The 12,288-nt window shown below is 38.9% G+C and carries 14 protein-coding genes and 2 tRNA genes; 15 read left to right on the plus strand and 1 reads right to left on the minus strand.

From position 1 onward, the window contains the following. Positions 1–208 precede the first annotated feature (208 nt). The 8 genes from WC819_04885 (at position 209) to WC819_04920 (ending at position 4,512) form a co-directional block, all read left to right on the plus strand. On the plus strand, positions 209–478 hold the full coding sequence (locus WC819_04885; GenBank protein MFA5986653.1) for a hypothetical protein: 270 nt from the start codon (positions 209–211) through the stop codon (positions 476–478). Further along, positions 450–1,079, plus strand: a complete 630-nt coding sequence (locus WC819_04890) for a hypothetical protein (protein ID MFA5986654.1) — start codon at positions 450–452, stop codon at positions 1,077–1,079. The genes WC819_04885 and WC819_04890 overlap by 29 nt, the downstream gene beginning before the upstream one ends. A 181-nt stretch (positions 1,080–1,260) precedes the next feature. After that, positions 1,261–1,345, plus strand: a tRNA-Ser gene (locus WC819_04895). 203 nt (positions 1,346–1,548) lie between these two features. Then, positions 1,549–2,532, plus strand: coding sequence for an ATP-binding cassette domain-containing protein (locus WC819_04900; GenBank protein MFA5986655.1), 984 nt, complete (start codon positions 1,549–1,551; stop codon positions 2,530–2,532). Further along, positions 2,519–3,319 (plus strand): hypothetical protein, encoded by an 801-nt coding sequence (locus WC819_04905; protein ID MFA5986656.1) that lies wholly within the window; start codon positions 2,519–2,521, stop codon positions 3,317–3,319. The genes WC819_04900 and WC819_04905 overlap by 14 nt, the downstream gene beginning before the upstream one ends. Before the next feature lie 101 nt (positions 3,320–3,420). Next, complete coding sequence (locus WC819_04910) at positions 3,421–4,119, plus strand: ABC-2 family transporter protein (protein ID MFA5986657.1); 699 nt, start codon at positions 3,421–3,423, stop codon at positions 4,117–4,119. A gap of 40 nt (positions 4,120–4,159) precedes the next feature. Beyond that, positions 4,160–4,324 (plus strand): hypothetical protein, encoded by a 165-nt coding sequence (locus tag WC819_04915; protein ID MFA5986658.1) that lies wholly within the window; start codon positions 4,160–4,162, stop codon positions 4,322–4,324. Between the two features lie 96 nt (positions 4,325–4,420). After that, positions 4,421–4,512, plus strand: a tRNA-Ser gene (locus WC819_04920). A 360-nt stretch (positions 4,513–4,872) separates the two neighbouring features. On the opposite strand, the gene WC819_04925 is transcribed toward WC819_04920, so the two are convergent. Beyond that, positions 4,873–5,949, minus strand: coding sequence for a hypothetical protein (locus WC819_04925; protein MFA5986659.1), 1,077 nt, complete (start codon positions 5,947–5,949; stop codon positions 4,873–4,875). 275 nt (positions 5,950–6,224) lie between these two features. On the opposite strand from WC819_04925, the gene WC819_04930 reads away from it, so the two are divergent. The 7 genes from WC819_04930 to WC819_04960 all read left to right on the plus strand — a co-directional run bounded on the left by WC819_04930 (position 6,225) and on the right by WC819_04960 (position 12,283). Beyond that, entirely contained in the window at positions 6,225–7,565 is a 1,341-nt protein-coding gene (locus WC819_04930) for a hypothetical protein (protein MFA5986660.1), read from the plus strand. 311 nt (positions 7,566–7,876) lie between these two features. Continuing rightward, entirely contained in the window at positions 7,877–8,671 is a 795-nt protein-coding gene (locus WC819_04935; protein MFA5986661.1) for an amidohydrolase family protein, read from the plus strand. 228 nt (positions 8,672–8,899) lie between these two features. Next, the gene (locus WC819_04940; GenBank protein ID MFA5986662.1) at positions 8,900–9,871 is read left to right on the plus strand and encodes a hypothetical protein; all 972 of its coding nucleotides are present in this window, start codon (positions 8,900–8,902) and stop codon (positions 9,869–9,871) included. After that, positions 9,868–10,182, plus strand: a complete 315-nt coding sequence (locus WC819_04945) for an STAS-like domain-containing protein (GenBank protein ID MFA5986663.1) — start codon at positions 9,868–9,870, stop codon at positions 10,180–10,182. Before WC819_04940 ends, WC819_04945 begins: the two co-directional genes overlap by 4 nt. Positions 10,183–10,341: 159 nt before the next feature. Beyond that, entirely contained in the window at positions 10,342–11,013 is a 672-nt protein-coding gene (locus WC819_04950) for a DUF2268 domain-containing putative Zn-dependent protease (protein MFA5986664.1), read from the plus strand. 319 nt (positions 11,014–11,332) lie between these two features. After that, positions 11,333–11,743, plus strand: coding sequence for a TIR domain-containing protein (locus tag WC819_04955; protein MFA5986665.1), 411 nt, complete (start codon positions 11,333–11,335; stop codon positions 11,741–11,743). A gap of 12 nt (positions 11,744–11,755) precedes the next feature. Then, positions 11,756–12,283: a hypothetical protein gene (locus tag WC819_04960; protein ID MFA5986666.1), complete on the plus strand. Its 528-nt coding sequence runs from the start codon at positions 11,756–11,758 to the stop codon at positions 12,281–12,283. The last annotated feature ends 5 nt before the right edge of the window (positions 12,284–12,288 follow it).

The following is a 12,288-nucleotide window of genomic DNA, read 5'->3' on the forward strand; positions in this document are numbered from 1 at the left end:
GCTGACTGCGGGAAATGGATCACGGATAAACGGTGTTGACGTATTTCTTCTGTTCTTTTGTCCAAAATAATGCTACCGATGCTGTACTTGCAGAGGTAGCATTTTATTTTCTATAGAGGATCAACTTATAAATGTTGACACGTGACTTATTATCTGATTTACTTGAGTATCAGTTGTTTACCAATCACATAATAATACGGAGGTGATTATGTCTGAAAAGCACTATACATTGAACGGTTCGGCAATGGGCATTATTTTGAAAGAGCTCGTGAGAAGGGCGATCGTTGTGGCTCGCAGGCAGATCAAAAATTTTGAGGTGACAAAAAAAGAGGGGTATAGCGGAAATATGGATGACGTTTTTACATCAGCGGATCGAATGGCACAAGAGATCTATGTAAAACTGCTCCAGGAGTGTTTTCCGCAAATTGGTATTATCGGAGGAAGATTCTTTGGTGATTTCCACTGCCGACGGGATTGATGCGTACTTCACTATTGATCCTATCGATGGGACCAAGGCGTATATCAGACGCCAATCGCATGGCATTGGTTCAATGGTGGCATTTGTATCCAATGGAGTAGTTGAATCAGCATATATCGGAGACATCAACAGCCAGGAAATTTTTGGGTTTCGTCCCGATTCTTCCAGCGTCTGGAGAATTACGGATTTGGAGGTGTTTGAAAGACTTGAGGCAAGTCCGCCTTCGGTGGGTATTGGTGATATGTATCTACTCCTTAGGGAAAGAGAGCGTATATACAGTCCAGTTTCTCGTCAAATTATTGATAAATTCAAGTCGATCTTGATCGATGGTGGGAGTATCGGCATCTGGGCAGCTCGTTTATGGAAAGGAGAAGTGGGCGGACTTCTTTTAAATCCTTCGTGGGAAACGCCATGGGATTCAAGCCCGGTTATCGGGATCTCAAAAAAATTAGGGTACGTTTTTTTGAGACCATCAAGGGAGGGTTGGGGAGTGTACGAACCCGTTGTGTCCAAAGAGAAGTATGAACGCAAGCATGACACACTCATCATTCATAAAAATCATCTGACGCAACTTGGAAAACACGTCTCAGTTTTTAAATGATAAAAAAAGAATGGCTTAGCGGCAAGTGTGAAAAAACTTGCCGCTTTTTACTTTTTAATCGTCTGTTGTTCTGTTTACTCGCAGGGACGGTATGTTGTTACCTTTTGTTTTTTTGTGTACTATGATATAGTACTTCGGATCGTGAAAATGGAAGTAAGATCAATAGAATGCAATAAATAATGGTGAGGTGGCCGAGTGGTTGAAGGCGCACGCTTGGAAAGCGTGTTAGGGGCAACTCTACGCAGGTTCGAATCCTGTCCTCACCGCCCTGTACCGTACGGTACAGGGCTCCGCCAGAAATAAAAAACGGAGTCAAATATCGTACGAAAAAACAGTCCTACGCCATACGATACAGGACTGTTTTTGTATGGGGAAGAATAGACGTTGAAATTTTTTTGCTGTGAATTATGATAGACAATTCACTTAAATATGCTACGATGAGCTTACAAATTAATGGTTTTTCATGTCTATGAAACCGATCATGCAGGTGAAAAATTTGACTAAGGAATTTGTCTTTCCGGTGAAACAACAGTCGGCAGGATGGTTCAAAAACTTCGTTGCACCACAAAAACGTACGGTTGTCGCTGTGGACGATGTGTCTTTTAGTGTTGGTGCGGGAGAGCGGATCGCTTTTATCGGTCCAAATGGCGCAGGGAAGTCCACGACGATCAAAATGCTTACCGGTATTTTGCATCCGACCAGCGGATCGATCGATGTGTTGGGTTTTGATCCGGCACGCGACCGCAAAAAATTGGCGTATCAGATCGGTACCGTCTTTGGACAGCGATCGCAACTTTTGCCCAATTTACCGCTTACGGACTCGTTGGAATTTTTTGGTGTGATGTATGATCTGACGGACAAACAGATTGCAGAGCGCATCGCAGAACTTGTGGAACTTTTTGGTCTTCAAAAATTTATGGACCAGCCTGTGCGCAAATTGTCTCTCGGTCAGCGTATGCGCGGGGAAGTTGCGGCATCACTGATGCATCGACCGCGGATCATTCTCTTGGATGAGCCGACGATCGGATTGGATGTGGTTGCAAAGAAGCGATTGCGAGAATTATTGTTGCGCATCAATGCGGAGCAAGGCACGACGATCTTTTTGACATCGCATGATGTGGGAGATATCGAGCTCTTGTGTGATCGCACGATCGTGATCCATCATGGCGCGATCATCAAAGATTTGCCGACGAAGGAATTGGCGCATACATTCGTTTTTGAAAAATACATCGATCTCATCCCGCAGGAAACCTTTCGCCATTTTCCCGCGTTGCCACAGGGCGTGCGATATCTCGTGGAGGACAAAGATAAAATTTCTATTGTTGTAGATATCAGTGTGATCAGTGTGACGCATGCGCTGACAAAAGTTCTGGCACTTTTTGATGTGCAGGATGTTGATGTTTATGATGCAGATCTGGAAACTGTGATCCGACATATTTATGAAAAAGCTTAGACTCGCGCACAAGATCATCACAACGCTCATCAAAGATCAATGGTATTATCGCGGTCGTGTGATTGCGGATATGATGTTGATGTTTGTCCGATGCGGGGTGTTGCTTGTGTTGTATGCATATGTATTCCGTCTCAAAAACGGTGTGATCAACGACACGACGTTTGGAGTTGTGGCGTGGAGTATTTTTTTCTATTTTGCTTTTATCACATTGCGTTTGCGCGAGATCACACGCATGATCATGCAAGATGTGCGCAGTGGTACTGTGGAAACACTCTTTGCCAAACCAGTGTCATATATCTTTTACCGTGTGATGTGGCAATTGGGCAGCGGGATCAGTTCGTTTGTGATTGTGAGCGTGTGTGGTAGCGCACTACTGATCTGGTGGGTCGGCATACCGGAAACGATGACGATCGGTATTTTCCTCCCGACACTTTTTGCAGTTTTTTGTGGCGCGATCATATTGACGCTGACACTGTATGCGATCGTCGGATTTATGGCGTTTTGGATCGAAGATGTGAATCCGATCTTCTGGCTCGTGGATAAAATTGTCATGGTGTTGGGTGGCTCCTATTTGCCGGTCGCACTTTTCCCGCCTCTCCTGTACAAGGTTGCCGTGTGGAGTCCTTTTGGCGCAGCGAGTTTTATCACACACACAGTGAATGTCTCATGGCAAGAAAAATGGCCGATGCTTGTCGGGATCCAAATAATGTGGATTGGCATTGGTCTCGTGGTGTTATATGTGATCAATCATTACGCGCACAAGAGAGTATCGATCAATGGCGGATAAAATATATGATGAATGACTTGCGATTTGCATTGTATGCGATCAAAAAAAATATTGCGAATAGTACGGAGTTGCGCACAAGTTTTGCGCTCACCGTTTTGGGTATGGCGATCAATAACGTGTCATTTCTCGTAATTTGGATTTTCTTCATACAGTCTGTGGGAGAGATCAACGGATGGCGTGCAATTGATATCCTCGCTCTGGATGGCTTTGTGGCACTGTCATATGGGATCACATTTTCGATCTTTGTCGGCATCAAATTATTACCACAATATGTCGCAGACGGTGTCTTTGACCGCTTCTTGCTCTCGCCAAAAAATGTACTTCTGCGTGTGGCAACATCGGCATTTCACGCCTCAGCCGTGGGTGATTTTGTATTTGGCGTGGCGTGCTTTGGTATCTATGCATGGGTTGTGGATATACATATCACACAATTGATGATCCTATTTCTCTTGACGATCAATGCGACGGTGATGTTTTTTGTCGTGAGTGTTTTGATCTATTCTGCGAGTTTTTATTTTACTGATGCGTATTCTGTGACATATAGTCTCTTTGACCTCTTCATGACGCCGACACTTTTTCATGGAGGGTTATTTCATGGGACGATGCGTTTTATCTTTACATTCCTTATCCCGTCACTCGTGATCGGAGCATTGCCGACAGAAATTCTCGCATCCGTGTCAGTCGTACACATGCTTGTATTGATGGGTATTACGGCTGTATGGTTTGCGGGAGCGATGTGGTTTTTTCGCCACTCGATCAAACGGTATGAAAGTGCCAATTTCATGACATTTGGGAGGTAAAAAGACAATTTTTCATTATTGTGCTACTATAGTCGGTATTATGAATATGCAAGATGACAAAGAAAAAAAGGAACAGGACCATCCTGATCATGATGAATTTGGTGAGAGCATAAATGATTTGCGACCAGAAGAGGAAAAGCCCACGTATGCCGAGGGTGATGCAAAATCCAAAGAGCTCGTCAAAAAGATCACACGCACAAGTTAGAAAAATAAGTGAATATTGGCCAGCCCAAGGCTGGTCCCTGCCTACCGGCAGGCGCCTCGGGAGGAAGCGGTTAACATGAACAAATAATTAAATATTGGAGAGGTGCCAGAGTGGTCGAATGGGACTGACTCGAAATCAGTTGTCTCGTTTTAACGGGACCCAGGGTTCGAATCCCTGCCTCTCCGCCAACAAGAAATCTTATTATCATGCAAATGATAGTGGGATTTTTTGATTGGAGAAGGGAGGGATTCGAACATGGAAAGGGGTCGGGAAAACGATAGTTTCCCCGTGGTGGAAGTATTGAAACCGCAAGGTGTCAAAGAGCGAAGCGACGTGAGATTCCCTGCCTCTCCGCAAATAATCTCTTATTTTTTATAATGCGAAATTTTCTGAGTGGAGTAGAGTGATTCGATCTGACGATGCTATAAGTGAAGTTTGTAAAATTGTAACTCGAAAAAATTGAAATAAAAATAAAAAACTCCCGAGATTCTCGGGAGGTTTATTTGTTTAATCTCCAGTCACTGTTTGATGACAATAATTATTGATTATTATTCCAATGGAAGCATTTTTAGTGTCTGCAAAGATTTGCTTTTGGAAACGATACCAAGTTTTTTGAGAAACAGCATCAAGATTGAGCTTGTTAGAAAAATAAGAACAACTGGCGTTCGAACTGCTGCAAGCAAATCCCAAATGGCACTAAGAGTTCCTGATTTGCCATAGAAAGGCCAGCCGATGATGATGCACATTGCCATGAACATCCCTGCGATTTTACTGTTTTTCTCACTAAATCCGATTTTTTCGGATATAAAATTAAGTCCAGAAACACCCGAATCAATTGAACTTACGGCAAGTGAAATCATTAGAATAAGAAACATGATTCCAAGATAGAGATTATCGTTGAAATAAAATGCGACAATCATAACAAAAAACATGTAAATTGCAAACCATGCACATGCCCACATTCCAGTAGGAATCATTCTTTCTTCTTTGATTGCTGAGAGTTTTTGATGGTGGTGAGCGTGGGTGAGTGAGCCAATGATGATGCCTGAGAAATTGAATAGCGCAATCATCTTCCAGTCAACGCCTTTTGATAGGACGATATTATTCATAGTGCCGTCATTTGTTACAAATGCAGTTATTGCCATTGCAATGATAGCTGTTATCTGACCTATATAGGCTCCAATATCAGTTATCATTAGAAATCGAAGTCCTCCAAATTTTACATAGAAAATTGTAATAGATGCAAATGCTACAATCAGCCATGTTGCTGTTTCTTTACTCACAAAGACATATGTGGCAAATTTTTCATGACCTCCGGTAAGTGCTACCATCAATCCTTTCATATTTATGTTGATGGTGAGAAATGCTAGGAATGTAAAAAGTAGTAGCATCGGAATATAGTTCCCCCAGTTTTTACTGGAAGGAACATGTCGTCGAATAAATGCGGTGAGTGGGATAGCCAGACAATTGCCCACAATCCATGCAATTGCAGGAAGAAATCCTTCTGCATACATTTTGGACATTCCAACCACAATGGAAAAGCCCCAAGACCAATCAGCTGCCAGAGACATTCCTACACGCCAATTAGGAAAATTTTCGATGTCATCAATATTCACGTTTCTCATGATTCACTCCTTATCTTCTGAGGTTGGTTCAAATTTTAAAAGTACACTAAAATAAAATTAATGATCTCTATGCAAAGATCAGTTCAATATTGCATATTTTTGATAAATTGTCAAGAGAATAAGTTGTTGTGGATGTTGACAAAGTTTATTTATTATGATATTAATTAACATTCGAGTTCCTTAACAAAAAGAGCTTGAGTTTTGATGGGGGAGGCACATTTCTATTCAGTGGATTTAAAAACTATTGAGCGCATAAAGTGAAGGAGGTTGATTTCATGAAAACATGTTTAGATTTTAAGAGAGCGTTGGTGGAGAGTGGCCTGATGGATTTTGCAGAGGAAACATCCTTGGCAGTTTGGTTGGGTGACGGCATGAAGATGCTTCGAATTTTGGAGAGAAAGATTATAGAGCTTTTTGAACTGCAGGGTTATGAAGAGGGACGTTTCCCGCTCTTAGCTCACAGAAGTCATTTCAACAAGCTTTGTATGGAAATTTGCAATTTTGATGGAGGTGTTTTTTGCATTGAAGGAAAAAGTGACTTACTTCTGCGACCCTCTGGTGAAATTGTGTTTTATCCTCTTTTTGCAAAGTGGTCAAAAAAAAGAGGTCTTCCTCTAAGGTTTTTTTCCATTGGACAAATGTTTCGTCAAGGATCTGCTCAAAAGATATTTCGTCAGTGTGAGAATGATATGTTTGTAGAAGGACATGCCTCATTTAAAAATGCAGGAGAGGCGCATATTGAAGTAGATCGTCTTAATGATATTTTGAGGAGTTGGTTTTCCATTCTTTCACTTCCAGTCTTGATCGTGGACCGTCCAGGTGAAACAAATAAGCCTGTGGCAGAAAGGCACATTGGTTTTGATGGCATTTTGCCAACGGGGGAGACCATTCTTCTTGGCGCCTCGTATTATCAAGGACAAATTTTTTCTCGTGTCTTTAATATTAAAAATCGAGACACTGCAGATTTTGCATATCAGGCGGAAGCAGGATTTTCATCCAGAGCGATCCTAGCATCTCTATGGGTGCATGCGGACAAAAAAGGATTGGTATTGCCGAGTAGTTTTGCTCCTATTCAAGTGGCAATCATTCCTAGCAGTAAAGATGCTGGCATGCTTTTGCAGGCAGAGAAAATAAAAAAAGATCTCAATGTGGCTGGAATTCGAGTAAGGATTCAAATCCCAGAACGAAATAAAAGAGTCTTTTATCAGAATTTGGAGATATCCGGCTATCCGGTAGTAATTCGATTGAATGAAACAGACACTTGTCAAGTTTACTATCGTTTTGATGATCGATGTGATAGTGATCCAAAAAATCTTTTATTGGAAGTGAGTGAATACTTGAAAAATTTGGACGGCAGAATTCTGAGAAAAGCAGTGGATGCTCATATTTCCAAGATGATTTTTGTTTGCGAAGATGCAAGAATAATCATTGATGTCCTTAATAGTCAAAAAGTAGCTCAGATATTCCTCTGTAGTGAATCTACCTGTTTGCATGGAGTTAAAACCAGCGTTGGTCGAGGTGAGATGATTGGTTGGGATTATTCTAGTCAAGAGCGGGGTGCGTGTATTCAATGCGGAAAGGAAGGTAGACGTGCATATTATGCTAGAAGAATCTAGATAATAGAAATTGTTTAAATCAAAAAGCCGAGGATGAATTTCATCTGAGGCTTTTAAATTTTTTATGATGTTCTTTCGATATCCATTTTTGTTAGATATTAAGATGTTTTTTATGAAAGTCCTTCATAGTGAAAAATATTGTAGGAAAATTTCATCGTTGTTTTTGCAGGTTTTATTAATTATTCATCAAAAACGTTCCAATATTGTCCCACACTCCCCGCCCTGTACCGTACGGTACAGGGCTGTTTTTGTATAGTGGGGTATGGACGTGGAACTTTTTGTGATATTCTTATTATGAAATTTAAAAATATATGATTATTGATACGCACGTACATATCTCACTTTTTGAGAATAATGCAAAAAATTTAAAAGAAGCATTTGAAATTCTTTTAAATGATATGCAAAAATACAATATTGAACGAGCGATCATTGTTCCAGATAATATTGAAAACAGTGATCAAATAGCAGATTTGGAAAAAGCGATTGAATTGATTGGAGACAAAAAGAATTTCTATTTTCTTGGCAGTCCGCAGATTATTCAACGTGGATCAAGTGAGTTAGAAAAATATCAAAAATTGATAAAAGAGAAAAAAATCGTTGGTCTCAAATTTTTTCCAGGTCATGATCCATATTATCCGACAGATGAAAGATGTGTGCCGTATTACAAATTATGCCAAGATCTTGAGGTGCCTGTGCTGTTTCACACTGGCGAAAATACAGGAAACAGTGAATGCGCACAGTGGAATGATCCAAAATATATTGTGGAGATCACAAAGGAATTTCCACGATTGAAAGTCATTATCACGCATTATTTTTGGCCACGAATGGACTATTGTTATGAATTGACCAAAAACGTTCCAAATATCTATTTTGAAACTGCGGCTATGGCTGATGAGGAAGTTGTGGAAAAAAGTGGTGGCATTGGAAAAGTGAGAGAAATATTACATAAAACTATCGTGGATAGACCTGCTAAGGTTATTTTTGGCACAGATTGGCCAATGTGCAAGATTGAAGAACATATCAATTTGATAAGATCACTGGGTCTTGAAAAGGAAATTGAGGAGAAGATATTTAGCAGTAATGCAGTCAAGATTTACAATATTTGATAATTTCTCATCAAAAACGTTCCAACATCGTCCCACACTCCCCGCCCTGTACCGTACGGTACAGGGCTGTTTTTGAATAAGGAGGTAGGGATGTGGAACTTTTTGTGATATGATAATCGTATAAATTGAAATCATTTATCTAGGACCGTCCTAGTTATATATTTCGAGGTTTTTATTCCCTGTAGAGCGTGTATTGACACAAATACGCTCTACAGGTAAGATAGCAATATGAAAGCAACATTATCTAATTCCGATTATTTACGTAATTTTGACCGCTTTATCAGCAGTTTAGATTTTTCTGATCCTGATAATCTTCGTATTTATTCTCATCCAAAGTGGATCAATGTGCATCCTGCTGTTTTAGCTTTAATTGTAGAAATGGCGATGCGGGCAGGTAAGCAGAATGTTACGTTTGAAAATATTACAGCAACTTCCGGTTCGTATCTTGATCGTATGGGGCTTTTTGAATTCACACATCAAAAGTCACCATATACTATTAACAAGAAAGAAGAATCGGGAAGATTTATACCCGTCACGATTATCAAAAATTCTACCGAGCAGTCAAAATTTATTACTGACATGATTCCTCTTTTGCATTTACCTGCTGATAAAACGGATGCTATTAAATATACGATTGGGGAACTGCTTCGTAATGTATTGGAACACTCAGGAAGTACGCATGGAGCGATTGTTGCGGCTCAATACTATAAAAAATCAAACACAATTCGTATTGGTATTTGTGATGGCGGTATTGGTATTAAAAAGAGTCTGCAACACTATTGGGCTTCTCGGTCAAAGACAGATATAGCTGCAATCAAATGGGCAATGGTACCCGGTATTTCGGGGACAACACGAAAAGAAGGCGGAACAGAAGATAATGCTGGTGCCGGATTATTTTTCATTAAATCTATCGCGCAAGTAGCACGTAACTATTTCATGATTTACAGTGGATCCGGTATTTATAAACTACTACTTCACGATAAGAGAATAGAGAAACCACGGCTCCATTCCGATCCGGATGACGATCGTCATTCTGAACGCGACGACGCCCCTTATTTTCAAGGGACATTGGTGGCAATAGATTTATCCCTTGAAAATAAATCTGAATTTACCCAGCTTCTCTCTGCGATACGAGAAGTTTATGGCAAGGCGGTTAGGGATCGTAAGCGAAAGAAATATAAAGAACCAAAATTTATATGAGTAAAATAATTAAGATTAAGGATCTTGTCGGTGATTTTGCAGAAAATAAAGACGTGGCAAAAGATTTACGTGTCACCGATATTATGCCGACCTTGGCAGATGGTCAGGAGGTCATATTGGATTTTTCTGGAGTTAGCGGTACAACTCAATCATTTATTCACGCCTTGATCTCTGAACCAATTCGGCGGTTTCGTGATGTAGCTTTGGAAAAGATACACTACAAAAATTGTTCTGATGTTGTAAAAGAAGTTATTAAAACGGTGTCTGAATATATGCAGGAAAGTCTTGATTCGGAAAATTATGAAAAATAATAACGATAGATGCAATTTAGTTGTAGAAAATCCGCAAAGCACTGTGGATGCTGAATAATTGGGGTCAGGCACCTTTTATCCAGGGGCTGTTTTTGTATAGAGAGGTAGGGACGTGTGGAACTTTTTATGATATGCTGAAAGCATATTTTATATAAATTTATGTCAGCAAATATCATAAAACACTTTATTGAAACAAGAGATTTTAATTACGGATCAGTGAAAGAAAAGCTCAATGAAATCATGGATGAGCATACAAAAAAGGCGTGTGTAATGTTAAATATCAACCTTGTTAATATCATTATATGGCCAAATAGTGATGCAGTGATACCGGAAACAGGCGAAGGTGGCCAAGTATGGTCAAAAGAACTTGTTATGATTTATATTGATCCAAGTCGTTCTGTCGCAGAACTTCAAAAGATCATTGAAACACAAATTCCAGCAACAATCTATCACGAATTAAATCATATTGCTAGGGGAAATTTTTTAAGCAAAGAAGAACTTGGTTTCCATCATAATTTATCAAAAGCAGTAATCTCAGAGGGTATCGCGTCCTATTTTGCACATGAAAAATGGTCGCAAGCTCAAATGCCATGGACAAAATACTCGGAAACAGAAATACAAGATCTTTTGAGCATTTATTTAAGCAGAGATATTTCTGATGATGACCAATATGACCATGAAAAATGGTTTTATGGCACGGGTGATCTCCCACGATGGATCGGCTATAAATTGGGATATTATTTCGTTGAACGTTATAAGAAACAAAATCCAAATGTTTCATGGAGCGATATTATAAAACTAAAAGATCATGAGTTCATGAAAACTGTGTAAATCATATTTTTTCATCAAAAAAGTTCCAACGTCGTCCCACTCCTTGTAAAGGAAATCACGCAATTTACTGCGTGGTTTTTTTAATTTAATTCTAATCTTGATTGCAGGTGACAATTCGCAAAAAGCCAAGTATGGTAGAAAATGGGATTTTCTGCCTAAAGTTGCGAAAACTTACTGAACGGGAGTATACTGTAAATAATTCGTAAACTTTATAATATGTCGAATATAAAAATAAATCATGGAAGAAAATTATCTAAATTGAAAGATGAAAATATGTGGAGTATAAAATTTTGAATTTATCATAATTAATGAATCGCATATGAAACAGTATAGTATTTTTATAAGTCATTCATGGGCTTATGGCGAAAACTATAATAGGCTCATCAAAATGCTTAATAATGATCCCTATTTTCATTTTAAAGATTATTCTGTTCCAAAGCATGATCCCATTCATAATGCTCCAAATCAACTTCTTTTAAAGCAAGCGATTGCAAATCAAATAAGATTTTGTGATGTCGTAATAATATTAGCGGGTGTTTATTCAACATATAGCAAGTGGATCAATATTGAAATTGACATTGCTAAGAATGGCTTTCAATATCCAAAATCTATTCTTGCAATTGAGCCTTGGGCTAGTGAAAAAACATCACAAATTGTCAAGAAAAATGCCGATAAAATAGTTAGGTGGCAAACATGTTCAATTGTTGATGCAATAAAAGGATTAGCCTAAATCATAATCTTTATGGATATTAAAAAATTGGAAGAAAAACTATTTGTTTCGAAGAATGAAAATTATGGAGATAAATATATAGAACACTTATTGGAACAATATAAGGTTTATATTGACTCTGCAGAAAAAATAAGTGATCGTAGACAAAAATCAAATGAATTTTTTCTTGCTTTAAATAGTAGCTTGGTTGCATTATTGGGATATATACTTGCGAAAAATAGTGATTCAGAAATAGTAAGCTTGTTCATTCTATCTTCTATTTCAGGGATCGTATTATGTTATTTTTGGTATAGAATTATTTATTCTTATAAATGTTTAAATAGTGGAAAATTCAAAGTTATTCACATGATTGAAAGACGATTACCACTAGCGCTTTATGACACAGAATGGGAAATATTGGAAAGAGGAAAAAACAAGAAAGTTTACTGGCCGTTCTCGCATATTGAGCTCATGGTCCCTTGGATATTTATTATTATTTATATAACCATTTTATTTCTCAACCTATGTCCAAAAATAGGAGCGTTGATATGTGCAATGTAAATGGA

Source organism: Parcubacteria group bacterium, from assembly GCA_041660065.1.
Taxonomy (GTDB): Bacteria; Patescibacteriota; Minisyncoccia; order Moranbacterales.

Coding starts and splice junctions, on each gene's coding strand:
- WC819_04960 (MFA5986666.1), top strand. CDS start 11,756: ATGGATATTAAAAAATTGGAAGAAAAACTATTTGTTTCGAAGAATGAA.
- WC819_04950 (MFA5986664.1), top strand. CDS start 10,342: ATGTCAGCAAATATCATAAAACACTTTATTGAAACAAGAGATTTTAAT.
- WC819_04905 (MFA5986656.1), top strand. CDS start 2,519: ATGAAAAAGCTTAGACTCGCGCACAAGATCATCACAACGCTCATCAAA.
- WC819_04940 (MFA5986662.1), top strand. CDS start 8,900: ATGAAAGCAACATTATCTAATTCCGATTATTTACGTAATTTTGACCGC.
- WC819_04900 (MFA5986655.1), top strand. CDS start 1,549: ATGAAACCGATCATGCAGGTGAAAAATTTGACTAAGGAATTTGTCTTT.
- WC819_04930 (MFA5986660.1), top strand. CDS start 6,225: ATGAAAACATGTTTAGATTTTAAGAGAGCGTTGGTGGAGAGTGGCCTG.
- WC819_04935 (MFA5986661.1), top strand. CDS start 7,877: ATGATTATTGATACGCACGTACATATCTCACTTTTTGAGAATAATGCA.
- WC819_04885 (MFA5986653.1), top strand. CDS start 209: ATGTCTGAAAAGCACTATACATTGAACGGTTCGGCAATGGGCATTATT.
- WC819_04910 (MFA5986657.1), top strand. CDS start 3,421: ATGGCGATCAATAACGTGTCATTTCTCGTAATTTGGATTTTCTTCATA.
- WC819_04925 (MFA5986659.1), bottom strand. CDS start 5,949: ATGAGAAACGTGAATATTGATGACATCGAAAATTTTCCTAATTGGCGT.
- WC819_04945 (MFA5986663.1), top strand. CDS start 9,868: ATGAGTAAAATAATTAAGATTAAGGATCTTGTCGGTGATTTTGCAGAA.
- WC819_04915 (MFA5986658.1), top strand. CDS start 4,160: ATGAATATGCAAGATGACAAAGAAAAAAAGGAACAGGACCATCCTGAT.
- WC819_04955 (MFA5986665.1), top strand. CDS start 11,333: ATGAAACAGTATAGTATTTTTATAAGTCATTCATGGGCTTATGGCGAA.